This is a genomic window from Thalassospira mesophila, from assembly GCF_002115755.1.
GTDB lineage: Bacteria > Pseudomonadota > Alphaproteobacteria > Rhodospirillales > Thalassospiraceae > Thalassospira > Thalassospira mesophila.
This window is the reverse complement of the sequence record NZ_JFKA01000005.1, coordinates 369,196-390,443: the sequence shown is the minus strand read 5'-3', so window position 1 is coordinate 390,443 and position 21,248 is coordinate 369,196. Positions and strand designations below refer to the sequence as shown.

Below are 21,248 nucleotides of genomic sequence, written 5' to 3'. Positions count from 1 at the left end.
GGCCTATTTTCGAGCTTGTAACCAGCAAATTTACAGGATGTTGACGCCCAAACAGCCGGTTATCAAATACCCCCCCGTCGGGGCTTCCCAATCGATCATTTCGCCAAGGCAATAGGTGCCGGGGCGTTTGATAAGCTGGAAATTATCGTCCAGCTCTTCCCACGCAATGCCGCCTGCGGTGCTGATGGCTTCGTCGAGCGGGCGGGGGCGGGCGATGGCGATGGGAAGCGATTTTATGGCGCTTGCCAGTTTTGCGGGATCGTTTAGCACTTCGCGCGGGGTGACTTCAAAAATCAGGGCGATTTTGGTGGCGTCCAGCCCCAGAGATTTGCGCAAATGGTTGCCCAGCGAATTTTTGCCGCGTGGTTTGGCAAGGCGGGCGGTGACGTCGGCAAGGTCGCGGTCCGGGGTCAGGTCCAGGGTTACGGTGGCGCTGCCGGTTTGCAGCCAGGTATCGTGCAATTTGGCCGAAACCGTATAAACCGCACTGCCTTCGATCCCGGTTTTGGAAATAACAAATTCGCCGCGTACGGTTTGATCCTCGCAGGTCAGTGTCACGGCCTTTACCGGGTTTCCGGCGCATTTTTCAATTAAATGATCGGTCCAGCGCACATCAAACCCGCAATTGGCCGGTTTGAACGGGTTGCAGGCAATACCGGCATCGATCAGGATTTTCATCCATGCACCGTTTGATCCCAGCTTTTTCCAGCTGCCGCCGCCAAGGGCCAATATGGTGATATCTGCTTTTGCTGTGACATCGCCATCTGCTGTGCTGAAAACAGCATTGTCGCTGGCATCCCAGCCGGTCCATTTATGGCGGTAATGGATATTGCAGCCAAGGTCGGCCAGGCGGCGCAGCCAGGCGCGCAAAAGCGGGCTTGCTTTCATGACCTTGGGAAACACCCGACCACTGGAGCCAACAAAGGTTTCAATGCCCAGCCCTTCGCACCATGCCCGAATTTCGGCGGGGCCGAATTTGCGCAAATGCGGTTCCAGCCGGGCGCGTGACGTGCCATAGCGCGACAAAAACGTTTCCATGTCTTCGCTGTGGGTAATGTTCAGGCCCGATTTACCCGCCATTAAAAACTTGCGCCCGGCACTGGGCATGGCTTCGTAAATGGTAACATTGTGCCCGGCACCGGCCAGCCGTTCGGCCGCCATCAACCCGGCGGGACCGGCACCGATGACAATGGCGGTTTTGGCGGGGAGGGGGGCGTTTGTATCGGCTTTGGGGGTATTGGGCATTTAACTGGCCTTTGGTATGAAGGAACCTTGTGCAATCTTGCGCGGTTATGACGGTTTCGCGCCGGTTTGGCAATTGATCGCACGCCACGCAGACCGGCCAATATCGCCCGGACGTGGTTAATTCATTGGCATTGATCGCGCTTGGGTGGGTGGAAACCATTAAATTTGCGCGATAACGCGCCAAACATTGGCATTTCGGGGCTAATTCGTATAACAAAATTCCAGTGCCATTTCGGCAATTCAGTTTGGTGTCTTATCTGGCGCGGGTTATTTCCGGCGGGGACTGGCGGAAACCAGCGGCCAATTAATCAAAAAACGTTAAGTGGAGGAAAAAATGTTCTCAACCCGGATCAGGCGTGCTGCCCGTGGGGCCCTTGCGGTTGCCACCGTTGCCACGCTGTCGACGGCCCTTGTTGGCATTGCCAATGCCGCAGAAAAAATTAACATCGCGACGCTGGCCTTTGTGTCGAGCGCGCCGTTGTTTATTGCCAAGGAAAAGGGTTATTTCGCCGATGAAGGCCTGGATGCGGAACTGACATTTTTCCGCGCGGCACAGCCGGTCTCGGTCGCCATTGCTTCGGGCGATGCCGATTTTGGCGTTACGGCCTTTACCGGTGGCTTTTTTAACCTTGCCGCCAAAGGTGCGCTGAAGGTTATTGGCGCGCAGCTCCATGAAGAACCGGGATATGATGGTTCGGCCATTCTGGTGTCAAACAAGGCCTATGATGCCGGTTTGACCAAGGTTGAACAGCTGGCCGGGCACAGCTTTGCCATTAGTCAGGTGGGGTCGAGCTTCCATTACATGATTGGTAATGTCGCCGAAAAAGCCGGGTTTGACCTTGCCAGCATGCAATTAAAGCCGCTTCAGGCGGTGCCAAACATGATTGGTGCCCTTAAAACCGGGCAGGTCGACAGCATGATCATTGTGCCCCACATTGCCAAGCCGCTGGCCAATGCCGGTGCCGCGCATATCATTGGCTGGGTGAATGATTATGTGCCTTATCAGGTGGGCGGGTTGTTTACATCGGTCCGCAATATCGAGGAACGCCGGGATGTTGTGGCGCATTTTGTTGCGGCCTACCAAAAAGGCGTTGCCGATTATCGGGCCGCCCTGCTGGCGACCGATGGCAATGGCAAACTGGTAAAGTCCGAGACCACCGACGAAATTTTGAAAATCGTTCACAAATACGTCTATGCCGAAGACCCGGAAGAAAAAGCATTTCCGAAAATTCGCAACGGCGCGATGTTTATTACCAAAGACGCCAAACTTGATGTGGCGGATGTGAAAAAGCAGGTCAAATGGTATCAGGACCGGGGCTATGTATCGAAAGATGCCAACCCCGATGATTTCATCGATACCAGCTTCATCCCGCCGCTTGACACAAAATAACGAGACTTTTGCATGATTTTGGATCGGTCCGGTAAACGGGCCGGTCCATTTGTTTTTTCATTTTTAAATCAGATAAAAAGAGGGCCGGTTATGCGGCTGGAAATTTCCGGTGTATGCCATCGCTACGATCAGGTTGAAGCCTTGCGCGATATTAACCTGACGATTGAACCGGGTGAAATTGTTGCCCTGATTGGTCCGTCGGGCTGTGGTAAATCAACCTTGCTAAGCATCATTGGCGGCTTGTTAAAGCCCAGCGAAGGGAAAATCAGCGCCAGTGGCGCGGTTCCCGATGGCTGTTTGAACCCGCTAACCTATGTGTTTCAGGACTTCGCCCTGTTGCCGTGGCGCACGGTGGCAGGCAATATTAGCCTGGTTTTGGAAGACCATAAATTAAGCAAGGCCGAACGGGCCGCGCGCATTGATGAAGTGCTAGAGCAAACCGGCCTTGCCGATTTTCGCAATGCCTTTCCCAAGCAGCTATCGGGCGGGATGAAACAGCGCGTGGGCATTGCCCGTGCCCTTGCGGTACGCCCGGCTGTGTTGTTGATGGACGAGCCGTTATCAGCCCTGGATGCCCAAACCCGTATTTTATTGCTTGATGAATTTTCGGCCCTGTTCGCGCGCACCGGCATGACTGCAGTTTATGTGACCCATAATTTAAACGAGGCCGTGCGGCTGGCCCACCGGGTGGTAGCACTGCGCCGTCGCCCCGGCACGATTAAGGAAATTCACACCATCGATGTGCCGATTGACCAGCGCCGTGAAGGTGATCCGTTAATCGTGGCGCACGAAACGGCATTGTGGGAGCTGATCCGCGATGAGGCCATTGCCGCAGACAAGGAACTTGAAAATGTCGCCTGATCATTTGGCCCCGGTAAAAACGGCAAAACAACCGGTTCGGTTTCGCGCGGTTGGTTTTAACCCGCGTGCCAATCCGCTGGCGGCGTGGGGCAGCTTTGTCGTGCTGATTATATTATGGCAAATCGGGTGTAGCACCGGCTTTATCAGCGAACTTGCCATGCCCAGCCCGGTTGCCGTGGCTAAATCACTGTGGCAATTGATTGTATCAGGTGATTTGTGGGTGCATCTGGCGGCATCGGGCCAGCGATTGGCAGTGGGCTGGGTGCTGGGCACGGTGGCCGGGCTTGCGGTTGGTTTTCTGGTCGGCATGTTTTCCTGGGCGCGGTCGCCCGGCGTGGCACTGGTGTCGGCGCTGTTTCCCATTCCCAAAATTGCGTTATTGCCGCTTTTCATCATCTGGTTTGGCATTGGCGAGCCATCCAAATTTGCCACCATCGGCTTTGGCGTGTTTTTCCCCACCGTGATCAACACTTTTGGCGCGGTCGATAATGTGGCCCGCAATTTGATCCGCATGGGGCAAAGTTTTGATATGTCGACCTGGTCGATTGTACGCAAAATCATTTTGCCCGGTGCGTTGCCCACTATCCTGTCGGGCTTTCGTATTTCATCCTCGATCGCCATTATTTTGCTGGTCGCGGCCGAAATGATTGGCGCGCAATACGGCATTGGCGCGCTGATCCTGTCGGCAGGCAGTTTGTACCAGACGGACCAGTTAATTGCCGGGGTGGTGGTGCTGTCGGTGTTCGGGCTTGCCATATCGTGGTTGCTGGGGCGGCTGGATAAATGGTTGCTGGGTTGGCGTTAAAACGCCATAGCACAGGAAAAGGCCCTAGCGGTAAAGGGCACGAAACCGGGCGGGGGACATCCCCGCCTTTTTGGCAAAAAACCGCGAAAAGTATCCGGCATCCTGATAGCCAAGCTCATCGGCGATTTGCTGAATATTAATGTCGGTATAAATCAGCACCCGTTTGGCTTCCAGTATCAGCCGGTTATGCACCACTTCAATCGCCGTCATTTCGACGATGTCTTTGCAAATCCGGTTTAGCTGGGTTGTGGTGATGCCAATTTCGCGGGCGTAATAATCCAGCGGACGATGCTGGCGGTACTGATTTTCAATCTGGTTTTGGAACTTGCGGAATTTGGCGTTCTTTTGTTCCTGGCGCGACAATCGCCCGTCGCGATGCAATGCGCCATGACGGCCAAATTCAAGCAATAACAACCCGATAATATTGCGCAGCGCAAATAACCTGCCGATCGCATGGCTGTGATATTCGGCCACCAGTTGGCGAATTAAAAAATCGGCGCGGGCTGGGCTGGGCTGGTTTGTATCCTGCGCGGTATTGGCCGGGGGCTGCGTAATTGGCACGCAAAGCGGCACATCCAGGCAACTGTTTAGCCGGGGCACCATTGCCAGAATTTCGCGTACATGATCATCAGTCAGGGAAATAACCCAGCCATCAATATCGCGGCTAAACCGAAAGCCATGCACGGTGCCAGGCGGCACGGTTAGCATGGTTTGCGGGCCGATGGTAAACTGGCGGTCGTCAAATTCAATCCCGGCCTGTCCCTGTGTAATATACAGCAATTGAAACAGGTTGGCATGGCGATGGGGCTGAATATGCATGTCATGCAGGCGGGAGCGCGATGGAATGGATTCCAGATGGAAAAATTCCGGTTCCTGCACCGCATGGCCGTTCATGGCGATGTTTTCACCATAAAGACGGTAAACAGGAATGGTTTCGCGGGTGGCGATCATGGTGGTTCCTGCAATATGCTTTCGTGCGAATTATAGCCCGAAACGCAAAACGGGGCCACGCATTGGCGCAGCCCCGAATGAAGGCTTTAACGGTTAATTATCCGCCCAGTATGGTTGGCATGAACAGGGTAATGGCCGGGATAAAGACAATCAGGGTAATGCGCACAATTTCAGCGGCAAAAAACGGCATCACACCCCGGAAGGTCTGGCTCATGGGCACACCATCGGCCAGCGCGTTAATGATAAACACATTTAACCCCACCGGTGGCGTGATCAGGCCCAGTTCCACCACAATCAGGGCTAAAATCCCGAACCAGATTTTAAGGTCTTCGGCCCCCATGCCATAGGCTGCCGTGGCGGCTGTGGCAAAATCGCCGCCATTAATGTCGACCAAAGCAGGCCAGAAAAACGGGATCACCACCACAATCATGGAAAGGCTTTCCATGAAACAGCCCAGAACGATGAGGGCCAGCAACATCAAAACCATCACCAGCCACGGGTCCAACCCGCTATTGGCGGCGGCATCGGCCATAAAGGCGGGCAGGCCGGCGCGGCTGAAAAAACCTTTCAGTACTTCCGCCCCCAGCAGGATGAAAAAAATCATCGAACTGGTGACAGATGTGTCGCGCAGGGCCTGTTTTAACCCGCCAAAACTAAGCCCTTCCTTGCCGCGCCAATGCATGAACAAGCCATAGGCCAGAATGGCAAAAACGCCGACACCAGCGGCTGGTGTCGGCGTAAACAACCCGGCACCCAGCCCCAGAATGATGGCGCCAAAAATAACCATTACCGGGATCAGACGCAGCAGGGCCTGCTTGCGTTCTGCCGGGGGCATGGGGGCGGGGATCGGGGCCAGATCGGGGTTTAACCGCACCTGAATGGCAATAACCAGCATGAAAAACACAACGGCGATCAGGCCGGGAATGATGGCCGCCTGAAACATCTGAATGATCGATGCTTCAACCGTTACCGCATAAATCACCAGTGCCACCGATGGCGGAATAAGAATACCCAGGGTGCCACCGGCTGCCAGCGTGCCGGTTGCCAGGCGGGGCGAATAATTTAACCGGTGCAGTTCGGGCAGGGCGACCCGGCCCATTGTCGATGCCGTTGCCAGCGATGATCCACAAACCGCCCCGAACCCGGCGCACGCGCCAATGGCGGCCATGGCAACACCGCCGCGAAAGCGGCCCAAAATGGCATTTACACCCTGAAACAGATCGCGCGACAGGTTGGCCTGGCTGGCCAGATACCCCATCAGCACAAAAAGCGGTACGACGGATAATTCATAATTGGAAACAATGCCCCACAACAGGGATTTGAACTGTTGTAAATAAGGTTCGAAGCGCAAAAACGGAAAAAAGATGCTCAGCACAAAGTTGCCGCCAATGCCAACGCCAACCATTGCCAAACCGACGGGGATGCGCAGGGCTAGCAGGAAAAACAAAACCCCCAGTCCGCCAATGCCAATCAGTTCGCGTTCAGACATGGGCTTCTCTTTCAAAAATCTGGGTCATGCAAATCAGCGCCCACAAGAACATCGAAATAATACCGGGAATATAAAAGGGCCAAAGGTGCCAGCCCAAAATGGCCGACATGGCGTTGTCGCTTTGTACTTCCAGCAACCCGCGCACCATCATATAGCCCAGAAACAGGGCCAGTGCGGTCATCAGTGTGGAGGACACCACATCGACAGCCCGCCCGAACCATGACGGAAACAAATTCATGAAAACATCGACGGCGACATGGCCGTAACGTGTTTGGCAATAGGGAAACATCATTAAAGCGGCGCAGCTAACGGTGAGGCCGACGAAATCCTCGTAGCCGAGAATGGCCGGGAAATGGCCGCCAAACAGGCGGGCGACCTTGTCGATGGCAAAGCCACCGACATTGACAATCGTTACCACGGCAATCAGCAGGGCCAGTACCCCGCCAAGAACGGCCAGCCCCGACGCAGATTGATATAACAGGCGTTTCATATATCCGGACAATCTTGCTGGAAACAAAAAGGGGACCACGCACTGACATGGCGCATGGTCCCGGCTGTCTGTTTTATTCTTTGGTATGTTTCAGAACGGCAGCCTTGGCTTCTTCCACCAGTTCTGCGGCATTGTCGATTCCGGCGGAATTGGCTTCCTTGATCCAGCGATCGGTCACACCGGCTGATGCATCATCAAAGGTTTTCTTCTGTTCCGGGGTCAGTTCAATGATTTCGCCCTTGCCATCGCGGATCAGCTGTTTGCCTGCTTCCTCGACATCGTTCCAGACATCACCGGCATGTGCATAAAAATCGCGCCCGGTATTGTCATCCAGGATCTTTTTCAAATCATCGGGCAGGCTTTCGTATCGGTCCTTGTTCATGGCCAGCAGGAAAACACTGGTGCCAAACCGCGAATTGGCCCCTTGCCCCTCGACCGAATAGGAAACCAGTTCGTTGAGTTTAAGCGGCCCGACAACTTCAAACGGCACCAGCCCGCCATCAACAACCCCCAGTGACAATGCCTGGGTTAATGCCGGAACCGGCATGCCGACAGGTTCAGCGCCCCAGCTTTCAATAACCCAGCTTCCGGTGCGGGTCGGGGTGCGCAGTTTCAGGCCTTTAACGTCGGCAACGGTGTGGATTTCTTTTTGCGTGGTATGAATGGCCTGACCGGCATGGACATGCACCAGCAACGGATGAATGTCTTTTAAATCCGGGGCCAGTTCGTCCATCATGTCATAAATGGCAAGGTTGGTGGCGCGGGCATCGCCCAGATGCACACCGGGCAGTTCAAACACTTCGGTATGCGGGAAAACACCCGGTGTATAGCCCGGCAGGGTCCAGACAATATCGGCAACGCCATCGCGGACCTGGCGATAAAGTTCGGGCGGGTTGCCGCCCATCGACATCGACGGGAAAATTTCAAATTTGATCCGGCCACCGGACTCTTTTTCAATTTTCTGGGTCCAGGGCTCCAGCAGATCCTTCTGGATCGGGGCTTTGGGGCCCAAAAAATGATGAATGGTCAGGGTCACTTCCTGCGCCTGTGCCCCAAAGGACATCAAGGTTGCAATTGCCGCCCCCGCGAGCAATTTCGAGATGTGTTTCATGTTTCCTCCTAAACGTCTCCGCCAAGCCTTGAACTGGCTGGTTCCGCTGATAAACCTTGTTTTCCGGGAGTTTCTTACGGGCTTTTTTTATTATTGATCGCAGCTCTTACAACAGCTGCCTGATTATTCTGAACTGACTCTAATATCATCATAACGGTTATGTATAATGATATTGAAGCTGTTATGCATAACCAAATGATTATGTTTTTGCGAGCGCATGTGCGCTGTGATGGCGGGCTGCTTCTTCGCGAATAACATTGGTCAGCATATCAACCGGTGGCGATGTCGGGGCGTCTACCCGGGTTGTCAGGCCAACCGGACCAAAGGTATCGCTGGTATCAATCGGCAATTCCACCAAAACGCCATCGGCGATGTCGGTGGCAACGGCACCGTTTGAGATGATCCATATGGCATCGGTTTCGCGGGTAAAGGCACGGCCAAACGATGTTGAAACCGTTTCAATGCGGTCGGGCAGCGCGCCGATGCCGTGCGCAATCAACATGCGGTCCACCACGGTGCGAATAATGGCATTGGGTGTCGGCACCAGCACGGTGTAATCGCGAATTTTGCTCAGGTCGAGATTGGCATCGACCAACAGGGGGTGGCCGGGCCGCACCACCAGCGAAATATGTTCGGAATATAAATGAATAAACGACAGGCCCGACATTTGGTCAGGCTCGGCCAGGCGGCCGATAACAAGGTCCATCTCGCCCACCCGCAATTGCCCAAGCAACACGGTATTGGGCCCGGTAATAACGCGAAGCGTTGTATTCGTTCCCAGCGATTTGAACCGTTTTAAGGCCGCGGGCATAATGGTACCGGCAACCGTAGGTAAAACGCCCAGCGTAATGGTTAAGCCGCCTTGCGCACGCACCTGGCTGATGCTGTCCACCCCCTGGCGCAGGGCGGTTACGCTGGCCCCGGCATAGCGCAAAAAAACCTTGCCATAATCGGTTAAGGTCACACCGCGTTTGGAACGGTCAAACAACCGTGCATCAAGATGTTCTTCAAGTTCGCGCAGGGTTTTGGAAACAGCGGGCTGGGTAATGGCCAATGTGTCGGCCGCTTTAACCACGCTGCGTTGGCGTGCAACCTCCAAAAAGCAGGTCAGGTGGCGAAATTTAATCCGGTGGTCCAGCACATTGCGCCTCGTATTTCGGGGTTTTTGCTTTATTCATAATTAAATAGTTATGCAAAAAGCGCAAATGCTCATTTTACATAACCAAAACTCCCTGACAAAGTGACGTTAACAAATCAGGGTGGAAACAAATGACACTAAAAGTTGCCGACCTGAACGGAACGCACCTGCATTATGCCGATCAGGGCAGGCAGGATGCGCCGGTTCTGGTTTTTTCCAATTCGCTGGGCACGGACCTTAGAATTTGGGACGATGTCGTTGCGGCATTTGCCCCGGCCTTTCGTGTGATAACCTATGACAAGCGCGGTCATGGCCTCTCAGGCATTGGCGACGCGCCTTACAGCATCGACCTTCACACCCGCGATCTTTTATCGCTGCTGGACCATCTTGGTGTTGAAAATGCCATTGTCTGCGGGCTTTCGGTTGGCGGGTTGATTGCGCAGCATTTGGCGGCGATTGCGCCCAACCGCGTGCGCGGGCTTATCTTATGCGATACCGCACCCAAAATTGGCGATGCCACCGGCTGGAACACCCGCATCGATGCCATTGCCAAAGGCGGCATGGAGGTTATTGGCGATGCGGTGATTGAACGCTGGCTGTCGGCAAGTTACCGCGCGCGTAAACCTGCTTTGTCCGCCCTATATCAGGCGATGCTGGTGCGCACCCCGGTGGCCGGATATGGCGGCACCTGCGCCGCCATTCGCGATGCCGATCTGACCAAAAGCACATCGGCTTTATCACGGCCTGTTTTGTGTGTCGCGGGATCGGTTGATCAATCCACCCCGCCAGACCTGGTTCGGGCGATGGCCGATAGTATCGCGCATGCGAAATTTGCCTTGATAGAGGGGGTCGGGCATTTGCCGCCAATTGAAGCACCCCAGGAACTTTGCCGGTTGATTGACGGATTTATCAAGGAGAACGCCCTTGTCTGAGAGCCGGTTTGAGCAAGGCATGAAAACTCGCCGATCCGTTCTGGGCGACGCCCATGTGGATCGTGCGTCAGCCGGAATCACGGAATTTGACGATTTTTTTCAGCGTTATATTACCGAAAATGTCTGGGGGACGGTTTGGGAAAACCCGGTTATTTCCAAACGGGAACGGTCACTTTTAACCATTTGCCTGATGGCGGCACTGGGCCACGAAGAAGAACTGGCAATGCATTTGCGCGCCACCGTTAATACCGGGGCCAGCCGCGATGATATTCGCGAAGTTTTGATGCATGTGGCGATTTACGCCGGTGTGCCTGCCGGTAATACTGCCTTTCGCATTGCCAAACAGGTCTTTGCTGAAATTGATCATAAAAAAGCAGATCAACAGGGAGAAACACAATCATGACCGGGTTCAAACCGCGGGACTGGAACAGCCATGCCCCCTATATCGCGCCGGGATATAAATCGACCCTTTTGCGCGGCCCGACAAAGCCGCTGGTTGCCATAAAACCCGGTTTGTCGGAAGGCACCGGCCCGGTTTTTGCCCGTGCGGTGGTGCGTGATCTTGATTGGGATTTGACCAAAAACGGCTGTGTGAACGGCGCGCCGATTGGCGAACGCATTGTGGTGCATGGCCGGGTCATGGACGGCGATGGTCGCCCGGTGCCCAACACCGTGATCGAGGTATGGCAGGCCAATGCATCGGGGCGATATGTTCACAAGGTTGATCAGCATAACGCGCCGTTGGACCCCAATTTTCGCGGGTCGGGTCGGTGCATGTCCGATGAAAACGGCAATTATGTTTTCTATACCATCAAACCCGGTGCCTATCCGTGGGGGAACCATTTTAACGCATGGCGCCCCAACCATATCCATTTATCCCTGTTTGGGCCGGGCTTTGCCACACGGCTGGTAACGCAAATGTATTTCCCCGGTGACCCGTTGCTTGACCTTGACCCGATCTTTTTGGGCACGCCCGACGAAGACGCGCGAAACCGGCTGGTGGCGAAATTTTTGATTGATAAAACCGAAGAAGGTTTTGCCTTGGGTTATCAGTTTGACATTGTCCTGCGCGGACGTTTCGCCACCCCGATGGAGGATTAAGCCATGTCGTACGGAGAAACCCCGTCACAAACCGTCGGGCCTTATTTTGCCTATGGGTTAACCCCGGTTCAGTATGGTTATGACTTTACCGACCTTGCCAATTTCGTTGTTGCCGGGCCCGATGCCAAGGGCGAGCATATTCGCGTTATGGGCCAGGTTTTTGATGGTGATGGCGTGCTGGTTAGCGATGCCATGATCGAGATTTGGCAGGCGGATGAGGCGGGCCAATATAGCAGCGAACCGGTCAGTATGGACAATGCCGGTTTTCGCGGGTTGGGCCGGTGTGGCACGGGCACCGATGCCGATAATCGGTTTGTTTTTCACACGGTAAAACCCGGCGTTGTTGCCGATGCCGCCGCACCCTTTATCAATGTCACGGTGTTTATGCGCGGCATGTTAACCCATGCCTTCACCCGGCTTTATTTTAGCGATGAAAGCGATGCAAATGGCACCTGTGCGGTGCTGCAATCCGTGCCGGCGGACCGGCGCGATACATTAATTGCGGCGCGCAATGACACACCAACCGGCCCCGAATACCGGTTTGATATTTACATGCAGGGTGACCGGGAAACCGTGTTTTTCGACGTCTGAATATTATGGCGATATCGGCCGCTGTTGGCATACAAGCCGCACGGCCTGTATCGCATTTATCGTTTTCTGATTGGGGTGCGCGGTGCGGCGTTGCGTTGCGCAGGCGATATTGACCCGATCAGAACCTGTTCTATTTGCCCCGGGAGAAATGTTCTGTGGTTGCACAATTCATGTCGTTAAAAAATGCCGTTGCCACCTGTGTGCAGGATGGCGACGTGATTGCGATGGAGGGTTTTACCCACCTTATTCCCCATGCGGCGGGGCATGAAATTATCCGTCAGGGTAAACGCGATTTAACGCTGATCCGCATGACGCCCGATGTGATTTATGATCAATTGATCGGGGCGGGATGTGCCAAAAAACTGGTGTTTTCTTGGGGCGGAAACCCCGGTGTGGGGTCGTTGCACCGGCTGCGCGATGCCTTGGAAAATGGCTGGCCGCGCAAGCTTGAGATCGAGGAACACAGCCATGCTGCCATGGCAAATGCCTATGATGCCGGTGCCGCAGGCTTGCCCTGTGCTGTGTTCAAGGGTTATCGCGGGGCGGAACTGCCACGGGTAAACCCCAACATTAAATTTATAAAATGCCCGTTTACCGGAGAAAGCCTGGCGGCCGTGCCTGCCATTCGCCCCGATGTTACGGTGGTCCATGCGCAAAAGGCCAATAAAAAAGGCGATGTTTTGTTTGAAGGCATTGTTGGCGTGCAAAAGGAAGCGGTGCTGGCGGCCAAAAAATCGATCATCACGGTCGAGGAAATTGTCGATGATTTTGCCGATATTCCCTTTAATGCGGTGATGCTGCCGAACTGGGCGATTTCAACAATTGTGCATGTGCCCGGCGGCGCGCACCCGTCTTATGCGCAAGGCTATTACAAACGTGACAATGCCTTTTACAAGGCATGGGACAATATCGCCAGGGACCGCGACAGCTTTAAGGACTGGATCGACCAGCATGTTATGAATGGTGGGCCCGAAGATTTCGCAACACGCCTGAAGATGCACAATGCCAAGGCGGAGGCCTGATCATGACCAATTACACCCCCACTGAAATGATGACCGTTACCGCCGCGCGTGCCCTTGGCAATCAAGATGTGTGTTTTGTTGGCATCGGTATGCCCTCGGCGGCATGTAATCTGGCACGCCTTACCCATGCGCCCGAAATTACGCTGATTTATGAAAGCGGCACCATTGGCACAAAGCCCGACGTTTTGCCGTTATCGATTGGCGATGGTGAATTGTGTGAAACGGCAATGAATACCGTGCCGGTCACGGAAATGTTCCGTTATTGGTTGCAGGGTGGCAAAATTACGGTTGGCTTTCTGGGCGCGGCCCAGCTTGATAAATACGGCAACATCAACACCACTGTGATTGGTGATTACGACAACCCCAAGGTGCGGTTGCCCGGCGGTGGTGGTGCGCCTGAAATTGCGACCAGTTGCGGCGAGATTTTTCTGGTGATGAAACAAAGCAAACGCGGCTTTGTTGAAAAAATCGATTTTGTCACCTCGCTTGGCTATGGCAAGGGTGGCGATGATCGTGCAAGTTATGGTGTGACCACCAAGGGGCCGTCGCGCCTGATTACAGATTTATGCATCATGGAACCGCATTCGGTGGACAAGCATTTTATCGTTACATCCATCCATCCCGGCGTTAACCGCGACGATATTATTGCCGCGACCGGCTGGCAGGTGGAATTTGCCGATGAAATTGCCCAAACGCCGGTGCCATCTGACCATGAATTGCAAATTTTGCGCGACCTGCATGCCCGCACCAATGCCGCACATGAGGGGCAATAAAGAATGACCGAAGCCTATATTTGCGATTATATCCGCACCCCGATTGGCCGCTTTGGCGGGGCGCTATCGTCGGTGCGTGCCGATGATTTGGCCGCCATCCCGTTACGGGCCTTGCGCGACCGTAACCCTGATGTTGATTTTGAAGCCATTGACGATGTTATCTTTGGCTGTGCCAATCAGGCAGGCGAAGATAACCGCAACGTGGCCCGGATGGCTTTGCTGCTGGCGGGTTTACCCGAGAATGTGACCGGCACCACGGTGAACCGTTTATGCGGCTCGGGCATGGATGCCATTATTATGGCGGCCCGCGCGATCAAGGCGGGCGAGGCCGATATTATGATTGCGGGCGGGGTGGAAAGCATGTCGCGTGCCCCGTTTGTGATGCCAAAGGCCAGTTCGGCCTTTTCGCGTAACGCCGAAATTTACGACACCACCATTGGCTGGCGCTTTGTTAACCCGGTGATGAAAAAGCAATACGGCGTTGATTCGATGCCCGAAACCGGCGAAAACGTGGCCGAGGATTTTGGCATTTCGCGTGCCGATCAGGATGCCTTTGCCGCCCGCTCGCAAGACAAGGCCGTGAGCGCACAGGAAAATGGTGCTTTGGCCGAGGAAATCGTTGCGGTGAGTATTCCCCAACGCAAGGGCGACGCCATTATTGTTGATCGCGATGAACATCCGCGCCCCGGCACCACCGCCGAAAAACTGGCAAAACTGCCCACCCCGTTTCGCGAAGGCGGCTCGGTGACGGCGGGCAATGCATCGGGGGTTAATGACGGGGCCGCGGCCTTGATTATCGCTTCTGAAGCCGCAATTAAAAAATATGGCCTAACCCCGATTGCCCGCATTGTGGGCGGGGCCACCGCCGGTGTGCCGCCGCGCATCATGGGCTTTGGCCCGGCACCGGCCAGCAAAAAACTGATGGCGCGGTATGGCATGAACGTTAGCCAGTTCGACGTTATTGAACTGAACGAAGCCTTTGCATCGCAAGGTTTGGCAACATTACGTGATTTGGGCATCGCCGATGATGATGCACGGGTGAACCCCAATGGCGGGGCCATTGCATTGGGCCATCCGCTGGGCATGTCTGGCGCACGTATAACCGGCACGGCAGCCCGCCAGTTAAAACGTGTGTGGGGTAAATATGCACTGGCGACCATGTGTATCGGTGTCGGGCAGGGCATCGCCATTGCGCTTGAGGCAGTGTAAGCTGCTGCGATGAGATATGCTGTGTGTTGACGTAAAAGCGCACCGGATGCCACCATCGAATTAACAACGCCATCATGTTGGTTTTACCGGTATGGTGGCGTTCGTATTTTTATCACGGGGAAGACCATGACCCTGTCACCTTTCGATTCTGCGTTGCTCGGCCCGCTTTTTGCCGATGCGGAAATTGCCGCTTATTTCACCGATGATGCCGTTATTGCATCGATGGTGCTGTTTGAAGCTGCCCTTGCCAGCGCGCAGGCCCGCGCCGGGATTATCCCGCCAGATGCGGCAAAACGCATCGGCGATATCTGCCGCGATTTTGTGCCCGATCCGGCATCTTTGGCCGCCGCAACGGCGAGCACCGGTGTGCCTGTGCCGGGCCTGGTTAAGGCATTAAAGGCCGAAATGGGCGGGGACGATGCCCGTTATGTGCATTTTGGTGCCACCAGTCAGGATGTGGTGGATACGGCCCTTGTGTTGCGGATGCGCGATGTTGTTGCCGTCATACGGCGGCGTTTGCGCCGGGTGATCAAATCCTTGATGGGGGTCGCGCTGGATCATCGCCAAACCGTAATGGCCGGGCGCACCCGCAGCCAGCAGGCCGTGCCAACAACCTTTGGCCTTAAAGCGGCCGGGTGGCTGCTGCCACTGGTGCGGCTGGATCATCAGCTTGTCGCCGCGTCACAGCAGTTTTTGCGGCTGTCCTTTGGCGGGGCGTCGGGAACACTGGCATCTTTGGGCGGTGATGCGGCAAGTGTGGAACATTATCTGGCCGATGAACTGGGATTGGGCATTACCGAAATGCCGTGGCACAGCCAGCGCGATGTTGTGGTTGAACTGGCCTCAAAGTTAACAATGTTAACCGGGGCGCTGGGCAAGATGGGGCAGGATCTGGTTTTGCTGGCCCAGTCTGAAATTGCCGAAGTTACCCCGGCGGGTGGGGGCGGGTCATCGACCATGCCGCATAAATCAAACCCGATATCGGCTGAAATGCTGGTGACGCTGGCGCGGTTTAGCGCCACCCAGATGTCGCATCTTTATCATTCGCAAATACATGAACATGAACGCAGCGGGACGGCCTGGCTGTTGGAATGGTTAAGCCTGCCCGAAATTGTTATGGCAAGTGGCAAGGCTTTGGCGGTGGCGGTGGAAATGGTGCCGTCCTTGCGCGTTAATGACGGAAAAATGCGCGAAAACATGGACGTTTCGCACGGTGCCATGCTGGCCGAGGCCGCAACCTTTGCCCTTGCCAGCCATATCGCGCGCGACGATGCCGACCGGATTGTCAAACAGGCGATTGCGCAATCGCAGCAAAACCACAGCAATATGTTTGATGAATTGCCAACATTAACGGATGCTGCTGTTGATTGGGAACACGTCCGCAATCCGGCCAATTATATTGGCATGAGCAATCATTATATCGACCGTGTGATTGGCGCAGCCCAGCGAGACCTGTCGGAAAGCTGAGCAAGAAATAGATAACAGTTCAAACGATAAGGGCGGGTGCCGATATGCAACCCGCCCTTTGTTTTCATGTCGGTGTTTAACGCTTTGTATTATTCGCCTGCTTGGGCCGTATCGAAAAAGTCAATTTCGAGTTTGGTCGCCTTGGCAAAACGGGCCTGACAAGCCGCACGTTCGCCATCACTCAAATCTGGGCCGATTGCGTCTAGCTGGCCGTTCAAATAGGCAACCACGCTTTCAAAATAGGTTCCGGTATGCAGATCAATCCATTCGGAAAACCAGAAATCCAGCGCCGGATTGGCCGGAACCGTTTTTGCCACCCGCGCAGCCCAACCCAGATATGTGCCTTCGGCAACAGCGAGTACCGCAATCATATTGGCATAGCTGGCACTTTCGAGTGCTTCTGCCATCAGGTCTTTAAAGCCCTTGGTGGCGTCCCAGTCCGGTGTGCCGAAACGTTGATTGTTGCGCACGCCAAGGGCGGTAAAACAACGTTCGAAATAGGTGTTTTCCTTGCCCGTAATCAGGGCAAGAAACTGGCAGCCCGGAATGCGATCGGCCAGCGTTGGTGCGCGCGATACCGCACCTGCCAGCAGGGCGACAAAGCGGTCTAAAAACCGGTGGTCCTGCACCAGATAACGGCGCAGGTTTTCGGTGGGCACCTTGCCTTGCCCCCAATCATCGGTAAAGGGATGGTGGGTAACGGTGTGCCAGTCATCGGCAACAGTTGACATCAGCCATTGTGAAAAACCCTGTTGCGGGTTGGCTTTGTGCCATTCGGGCCAATCCGTGAACGAACCGGCATTTGTAGAACCAGACATAGACCAATCTCCAGATGCGATACCGTAATACGGCTAGCACGGGGTAAGTGTTCCCGCAACCGGGTTGCAAATATCAGCATGACGGTGATTGCCCGCAGGGGGCAACGCGAACTCTGGAACGGTTCGACATTCCACACGAAAAGTTGAGCAAATAACATTTGTAAAACATAATTTTATAATATAAAAAATATCAGACCCAATTAATGGAGACCATTATGACGAACCTTGGAAGTCTGGATCGGACCTTGCGGCTTGTTGCCGGGATTATATTGCTGGTATTGCCGTTTTTGCTGGCCGGTGAAGCCGGTGTTATGGCTGCCATGGGTGGTTTTGCCTGGGTATCTTTGCTGGTCGGTGTGGTTTTGGCCGCAACGGCAATTTTCCGTTTTTGCCCGGCTTACTGGATGTTTGGCATCCGTACCTGCAAAACGGGCGGGGGCGCAAAACCGACCGGGTTGGCCAAATGACGGCAGCACAACATAACCCGGCCACCGGTGCTACCCCCGGTATCGCGCAGGTAACAGCGTTTTTTGATCCGGCAACATTTACGGTCAGTTATGTTGTGCGCGATCCGCAATCGCTGGCCTGTGCGATTATTGACAGTGTGCTGGATTACGACCCGGCAGCCGGGCGCACCAGCCACGCATCGGCCGACGTGATTATTGCTTATGTCCGGGATCATAATTTGACGGTGCACTGGATCCTCGAAACCCATGTTCACGCCGATCATTTGTCTGCCGCCCCGTATCTGAAACAAAAGCTGGGCGGCATGATGGCGATTGGCGCGCAGATCACGGTGGTTCAGGATACGTTTGGCAAAATATTTAATGCCGGAACGGCCTTTGCCCGTGATGGTCGCCAGTTTGACAGGTTGTTCAGTGATGGCGATACGTTTGACATTGGTGCCTTGCAGGGTCGCGCTATCTACACACCGGGGCATACACCCGCCTGTATGTCCTATCTGATCGGCGATGCCGTGTTTGTCGGTGATACATTGTTCATGCCCGATTACGGCTCCGCACGTTGTGACTTCCCCGGTGGGGATGCCCACATGCTCTATCACTCCGCCCGGCGGTTGCTGGCGTTGCCGGGCGAAACCCGCATGTTTATGTGCCACGATTACAAGGCACCGGGGCGTGATGATTATTGTTGGGAAACCACGGTTGCCAACGAGCGGCAAAATAACATTCATTTAAACGATGATGTTACCGAGGAAGAATTTGTCCGCATGCGCACCGATCGCGATGCGACACTGGGCATGCCTCGGCTTATTTTGCCCTCTGTTCAGGTAAATATGCGCGCCGGGGAGTTGCCACCAGCCGAAGATAATGGCATCCGTTATATCAAGGTGCCGTTAGATGTTCTGTAGGGACATTTGCGGCAATACGTTAACAAAAACGGATGCCATACCATGAAACGTCTGAGTGATGATCTGACCGTATCGCCGCAAGTGCCGCTTGAAGCGATTCCTGCCATTGCCGATGCGGGCTTTAAAACGATTATGTGCAATCGCCCCGATCAGGAAGATCCCGGTCAGCCATCCTTTGACGAAATCAGCGCCAAGGCGGCGGAATGTGGCCTTGAAACTGTATTTTTGCCGGTTGTCAGCGGCAACGTGCAGGATGCCGACGTCGATGCCTTCGCCAGTGCCCTTGCCACTGCCAGCAAGCCTGTTTTCGCCTATTGCCGTACCGGTACGCGCTGCACCATTTTGTGGTCGCTGGCCAATGCCGGTAAAATGACCACGTCTGAAATTGTCAGTGCTGCGGCCAATGCCGGGTACGACATGGCAGGCCTGGTCCCGCGGATCGACGCACGCCGCTAGATCATATCATTGCTTCAGGCCGGGCAGACAAGCGGTTGCTGCCATTTTTTGGGGCACCTGCGGTGCTGCCGGGCCTGAATGAAAACAGGGTGTCTGCGGGCACCCTGTTTTGACTGGGATGGTTCCTGGCAATGGATGGCGATGCGATGCGGGTAACTGCGAAAAGGGCGCGATGGTGGGGGCAGGTTAACGCCTTCATAAAGGAATGAAATTTGCGCCCGCTTTCCCGTTTTTTCCCCATTCTGGATTGGGGCCGGCATTATAACCGGCAATTCGCCGCCAACGATTTTGTTGCGGCGGTTATTGTGTCCATCATGCTGGTCCCGCAAAGTCTGGCCTATGCCATGCTGGCAGGGTTGCCACCCGAAGTCGGGCTGTATGCCAGCATTTTGCCGTTGGTGGCCTACGCCATTTTTGGCACATCGGCAACATTGGCCGTTGGCCCGGTTGCCCTTATTTCCCTGATGACGGCCTTGATCATTGGTGCCCTTCATTTACCCGCCGGGGTAAGCCCGGTTTTGGCGGCGATGACATTGGCAATCATTTCAGCGGCAATTTTGCTGGCAATGGGCCTGTTCCGATTGGGGTTTATCGCCAATTTTCTAAGCCATCCGGTTATTTCCGGCTTTGTCAGTGCATCTGGCATTTTAATTGCCGTGGGGCAGGCGCGCCATTTGCTGGGACTGCCCAAAGCCGACGGCAATCTGGCTGAAATTCTGGCAGGTCTGGTGTCGCACGCTGCTGAGATGAATGTCCTGACTGCAATTTTGGGATTTGGCTGTCTGGGTTTTTTGTTCTGGGTGCGTAGCGGTCTGCCTGCCATATTGCGCCGTTTGGGTATGGCCGGTGTTTGGGCAACCTTTGTGGTTCGGGCCGGACCGGTGCTGGCCGTTGTCATTACCACACTGGCGAGCTGGTATTTTGATCTGGCAGCGAGTGGCGTTAAAATTGTCGGCACCATCCCGCAAGGTTTTCCGGCTTTTTCGCTGCCGTCTTTCGATCCCGATTTGTGGCGTCAACTGGCTTTGCCCGCCCTTTTGATCAGCGTGATCGGTTTTGTTGAAACCATATCGGTGGCCCAGACACTGGCGGCAAAACGTCGGCAGCGCATTCGCCCCGATCAGGAATTAATTGCGTTGGGCATGGCCAATCTGGGGGCAGGGTTTGCCGGGGGGCTGCCGGTTACCGGGGGTTTTGCCCGCTCGATGGTTAATTTTGATGCCGGGGCACAAACACCGGCCGCGGGTTTAATGACAGCGGTGGGCATTGCCGGAGCAACGTTGTTTTTAACCCCGGTTCTGTATTACCTGCCCCAGGCCACTTTGGCGGCCACCATTATTGTGGCGGTGCTAACACTGGTGGATCTTAAAACAATTATTCACATCTGGCATTATTCGCGGGCCGACTTTGGCGCGATGATGGTGACCATTGCGCTGACCCTGTTTTGGGGGATTGAACCTGGCATTATGGGCGGGGTTGTGGTGTCATTAATGCTGTATTTGCATCGCACCAGCCGCCCGCATATTGCGGTGGTGGGCCAAGTGCCCGGGACCGAGCATTTTCGCAATATTTTGCGCCATGACGTTGCCACCGGCACATCGGTTCTAACAGTGCGTCCCGATGAAAGCCTGTATTTTGCCAATTGCCGGTTTCTCGAAGATCGGATTTATGCGCTGATCGCGGAAAATACCGGCCTTAAACATGTGGTGCTGATGTGTTCGGCGATGAATGAAATTGATGCCAGCGGCCTTGAAAGCCTGCGTGAAATAAACGCACGCCTGCGCGATGCCGGGGTGACGTTTCATTTATCCGAAGTCAAAGGCCCGGTGATGGACCGCCTGGCACCTAGCGGGTTTGTGGATGAATTGGCCGGGCAGGTTTTTTTATCGCAATATGACGCGCTATCAAAACTGGACCCATCGGCGCTAACGCCGTGCCGTATTGCGTAAATAGCACTATGCAGTGACCCGATTTCACAGACAATGTGCTATGTTTCGCGCCAGAAACATTGCCATAATTTCCGCTGCGAA

The 21,248-nt window shown here is 54.7% G+C and carries 22 protein-coding genes; 15 read left to right on the top strand and 7 right to left on the bottom strand.

The genetic code is table 11. The features are described 5' to 3' along the window. Nucleotides 1-30: 30 nt before the first annotated feature. Nucleotides 31-1,245 (bottom strand): TIGR03862 family flavoprotein, encoded by a 1,215-nt coding sequence (locus TMES_RS13990; RefSeq protein WP_085583536.1) that lies wholly within the window; start codon nt 1,243-1,245, stop codon nt 31-33. Between the two features lie 334 nt (nt 1,246-1,579). Between TMES_RS13990 and TMES_RS13985 the strand changes: the two genes are divergently transcribed. The 3 genes from TMES_RS13985 to TMES_RS13975 all read left to right on the top strand — a co-directional run bounded on the left by TMES_RS13985 (nt 1,580) and on the right by TMES_RS13975 (nt 4,301). Next, a complete protein-coding gene (locus TMES_RS13985) occupies nt 1,580-2,635 on the top strand; it encodes an ABC transporter substrate-binding protein (protein ID WP_085583534.1) in 1,056 nt (351 codons plus the stop codon). A 90-nt stretch (nt 2,636-2,725) separates the two neighbouring features. Further along, nucleotides 2,726-3,496 (top strand): ABC transporter ATP-binding protein, encoded by a 771-nt coding sequence (locus tag TMES_RS13980; protein ID WP_085583616.1) that lies wholly within the window; start codon nt 2,726-2,728, stop codon nt 3,494-3,496. Further along, nucleotides 3,486-4,301 (top strand): ABC transporter permease, encoded by an 816-nt coding sequence (locus TMES_RS13975; RefSeq protein ID WP_085583532.1) that lies wholly within the window; start codon nt 3,486-3,488, stop codon nt 4,299-4,301. The genes TMES_RS13980 and TMES_RS13975 overlap by 11 nt, the downstream gene beginning before the upstream one ends. Before the next feature lie 24 nt (nt 4,302-4,325). Here TMES_RS13975 and TMES_RS13970 read toward each other — a convergent pair whose 3' ends face one another. The 5 genes from TMES_RS13970 to pcaQ form a co-directional block, all read right to left on the bottom strand. Continuing rightward, on the bottom strand, nt 4,326-5,252 hold the full coding sequence (locus TMES_RS13970) for a helix-turn-helix domain-containing protein (protein ID WP_085583530.1): 927 nt from the start codon (nt 5,250-5,252) through the stop codon (nt 4,326-4,328). Nucleotides 5,253-5,349: 97 nt separating this feature from the next. After that, nucleotides 5,350-6,741: a TRAP transporter large permease gene (locus TMES_RS13965; RefSeq protein ID WP_085583528.1), complete on the bottom strand. Its 1,392-nt coding sequence runs from the start codon at nt 6,739-6,741 to the stop codon at nt 5,350-5,352. Next, entirely contained in the window at nt 6,734-7,231 is a 498-nt protein-coding gene (locus TMES_RS13960; RefSeq protein WP_085583526.1) for a TRAP transporter small permease, read from the bottom strand. The genes TMES_RS13965 and TMES_RS13960 overlap by 8 nt, the downstream gene beginning before the upstream one ends. 73 nt (nt 7,232-7,304) lie before the next feature. Next, nucleotides 7,305-8,342, bottom strand: a complete 1,038-nt coding sequence (locus TMES_RS13955) for a TRAP transporter substrate-binding protein (RefSeq protein ID WP_085583524.1) — start codon at nt 8,340-8,342, stop codon at nt 7,305-7,307. A gap of 199 nt (nt 8,343-8,541) precedes the next feature. Further along, on the bottom strand, nt 8,542-9,483 hold the full coding sequence (gene pcaQ / locus TMES_RS13950; protein ID WP_085583522.1) for a pca operon transcription factor PcaQ: 942 nt from the start codon (nt 9,481-9,483) through the stop codon (nt 8,542-8,544). 128 nt (nt 9,484-9,611) lie between these two features. Between pcaQ and pcaD the strand changes: the two genes are divergently transcribed. The 8 genes from pcaD (at nt 9,612) to TMES_RS13910 (ending at nt 16,575) form a co-directional block, all read left to right on the top strand. Continuing rightward, entirely contained in the window at nt 9,612-10,412 is an 801-nt protein-coding gene (pcaD, locus tag TMES_RS13945; protein ID WP_085583520.1) for a 3-oxoadipate enol-lactonase, read from the top strand. Further along, nucleotides 10,405-10,815, top strand: coding sequence for a 4-carboxymuconolactone decarboxylase (gene pcaC, locus TMES_RS13940; RefSeq protein ID WP_211275921.1), 411 nt, complete (start codon nt 10,405-10,407; stop codon nt 10,813-10,815). The genes pcaD and pcaC overlap by 8 nt, the downstream gene beginning before the upstream one ends. Next, a complete protein-coding gene (pcaH, locus tag TMES_RS13935) occupies nt 10,812-11,513 on the top strand; it encodes a protocatechuate 3,4-dioxygenase subunit beta (protein WP_085583516.1) in 702 nt (233 codons plus the stop codon). Before pcaC ends, pcaH begins: the two co-directional genes overlap by 4 nt. A gap of 3 nt (nt 11,514-11,516) precedes the next feature. Further along, on the top strand, nt 11,517-12,104 hold the full coding sequence (gene pcaG, locus TMES_RS13930; RefSeq protein ID WP_085583514.1) for a protocatechuate 3,4-dioxygenase subunit alpha: 588 nt from the start codon (nt 11,517-11,519) through the stop codon (nt 12,102-12,104). A 170-nt stretch (nt 12,105-12,274) separates the two neighbouring features. Further along, nucleotides 12,275-13,126 (top strand): CoA transferase subunit A, encoded by an 852-nt coding sequence (locus TMES_RS13925; protein ID WP_245835422.1) that lies wholly within the window; start codon nt 12,275-12,277, stop codon nt 13,124-13,126. A gap of 2 nt (nt 13,127-13,128) precedes the next feature. Next, complete coding sequence (locus TMES_RS13920) at nt 13,129-13,899, top strand: CoA-transferase subunit beta (protein ID WP_085583510.1); 771 nt, start codon at nt 13,129-13,131, stop codon at nt 13,897-13,899. Between the two features lie 3 nt (nt 13,900-13,902). Continuing rightward, nucleotides 13,903-15,108, top strand: coding sequence for a 3-oxoadipyl-CoA thiolase (pcaF, locus tag TMES_RS13915; protein WP_085583508.1), 1,206 nt, complete (start codon nt 13,903-13,905; stop codon nt 15,106-15,108). A 126-nt stretch (nt 15,109-15,234) separates the two neighbouring features. Continuing rightward, nucleotides 15,235-16,575: a 3-carboxy-cis,cis-muconate cycloisomerase gene (locus TMES_RS13910; RefSeq protein ID WP_085583506.1), complete on the top strand. Its 1,341-nt coding sequence runs from the start codon at nt 15,235-15,237 to the stop codon at nt 16,573-16,575. 89 nt (nt 16,576-16,664) lie between these two features. On the opposite strand, the gene TMES_RS13905 is transcribed toward TMES_RS13910, so the two are convergent. Continuing rightward, nucleotides 16,665-17,393: a TenA family protein gene (locus TMES_RS13905; RefSeq protein WP_085583504.1), complete on the bottom strand. Its 729-nt coding sequence runs from the start codon at nt 17,391-17,393 to the stop codon at nt 16,665-16,667. Between the two features lie 215 nt (nt 17,394-17,608). Between TMES_RS13905 and TMES_RS13900 the strand changes: the two genes are divergently transcribed. From TMES_RS13900 to TMES_RS13880, 4 genes are all read left to right on the top strand, one after another. Continuing rightward, entirely contained in the window at nt 17,609-17,860 is a 252-nt protein-coding gene (locus tag TMES_RS13900) for a YgaP-like transmembrane domain (RefSeq protein WP_085583502.1), read from the top strand. Beyond that, on the top strand, nt 17,857-18,762 hold the full coding sequence (locus TMES_RS13895; protein WP_085583500.1) for an MBL fold metallo-hydrolase: 906 nt from the start codon (nt 17,857-17,859) through the stop codon (nt 18,760-18,762). The genes TMES_RS13900 and TMES_RS13895 overlap by 4 nt, the downstream gene beginning before the upstream one ends. A gap of 42 nt (nt 18,763-18,804) precedes the next feature. Next, the gene (locus TMES_RS13890; protein WP_085583497.1) at nt 18,805-19,218 is read left to right on the top strand and encodes a protein tyrosine phosphatase family protein; all 414 of its coding nucleotides are present in this window, start codon (nt 18,805-18,807) and stop codon (nt 19,216-19,218) included. A 212-nt stretch (nt 19,219-19,430) separates the two neighbouring features. Further along, nucleotides 19,431-21,167: a SulP family inorganic anion transporter gene (locus TMES_RS13880; RefSeq protein WP_085583493.1), complete on the top strand. Its 1,737-nt coding sequence runs from the start codon at nt 19,431-19,433 to the stop codon at nt 21,165-21,167. The last annotated feature ends 81 nt before the right edge of the window (nt 21,168-21,248 follow it).

Coding starts and splice junctions, on each gene's coding strand:
- TMES_RS13990 (WP_085583536.1), bottom strand. CDS start 1,245: ATGCCCAATACCCCCAAAGCCGATACAAACGCCCCCCTCCCCGCCAAA.
- TMES_RS13985 (WP_085583534.1), top strand. CDS start 1,580: ATGTTCTCAACCCGGATCAGGCGTGCTGCCCGTGGGGCCCTTGCGGTT.
- TMES_RS13980 (WP_085583616.1), top strand. CDS start 2,726: ATGCGGCTGGAAATTTCCGGTGTATGCCATCGCTACGATCAGGTTGAA.
- TMES_RS13975 (WP_085583532.1), top strand. CDS start 3,486: ATGTCGCCTGATCATTTGGCCCCGGTAAAAACGGCAAAACAACCGGTT.
- TMES_RS13970 (WP_085583530.1), bottom strand. CDS start 5,252: ATGATCGCCACCCGCGAAACCATTCCTGTTTACCGTCTTTATGGTGAA.
- TMES_RS13965 (WP_085583528.1), bottom strand. CDS start 6,741: ATGTCTGAACGCGAACTGATTGGCATTGGCGGACTGGGGGTTTTGTTT.
- TMES_RS13960 (WP_085583526.1), bottom strand. CDS start 7,231: ATGAAACGCCTGTTATATCAATCTGCGTCGGGGCTGGCCGTTCTTGGC.
- TMES_RS13955 (WP_085583524.1), bottom strand. CDS start 8,342: ATGAAACACATCTCGAAATTGCTCGCGGGGGCGGCAATTGCAACCTTG.
- pcaD (WP_085583520.1), top strand. CDS start 9,612: ATGACACTAAAAGTTGCCGACCTGAACGGAACGCACCTGCATTATGCC.
- pcaH (WP_085583516.1), top strand. CDS start 10,812: ATGACCGGGTTCAAACCGCGGGACTGGAACAGCCATGCCCCCTATATC.
- pcaG (WP_085583514.1), top strand. CDS start 11,517: ATGTCGTACGGAGAAACCCCGTCACAAACCGTCGGGCCTTATTTTGCC.
- TMES_RS13925 (WP_245835422.1), top strand. CDS start 12,275: ATGTCGTTAAAAAATGCCGTTGCCACCTGTGTGCAGGATGGCGACGTG.
- TMES_RS13920 (WP_085583510.1), top strand. CDS start 13,129: ATGACCAATTACACCCCCACTGAAATGATGACCGTTACCGCCGCGCGT.
- pcaF (WP_085583508.1), top strand. CDS start 13,903: ATGACCGAAGCCTATATTTGCGATTATATCCGCACCCCGATTGGCCGC.
- TMES_RS13910 (WP_085583506.1), top strand. CDS start 15,235: ATGACCCTGTCACCTTTCGATTCTGCGTTGCTCGGCCCGCTTTTTGCC.
- TMES_RS13905 (WP_085583504.1), bottom strand. CDS start 17,393: ATGTCTGGTTCTACAAATGCCGGTTCGTTCACGGATTGGCCCGAATGG.
- TMES_RS13900 (WP_085583502.1), top strand. CDS start 17,609: ATGACGAACCTTGGAAGTCTGGATCGGACCTTGCGGCTTGTTGCCGGG.
- TMES_RS13895 (WP_085583500.1), top strand. CDS start 17,857: ATGACGGCAGCACAACATAACCCGGCCACCGGTGCTACCCCCGGTATC.
- TMES_RS13890 (WP_085583497.1), top strand. CDS start 18,805: ATGAAACGTCTGAGTGATGATCTGACCGTATCGCCGCAAGTGCCGCTT.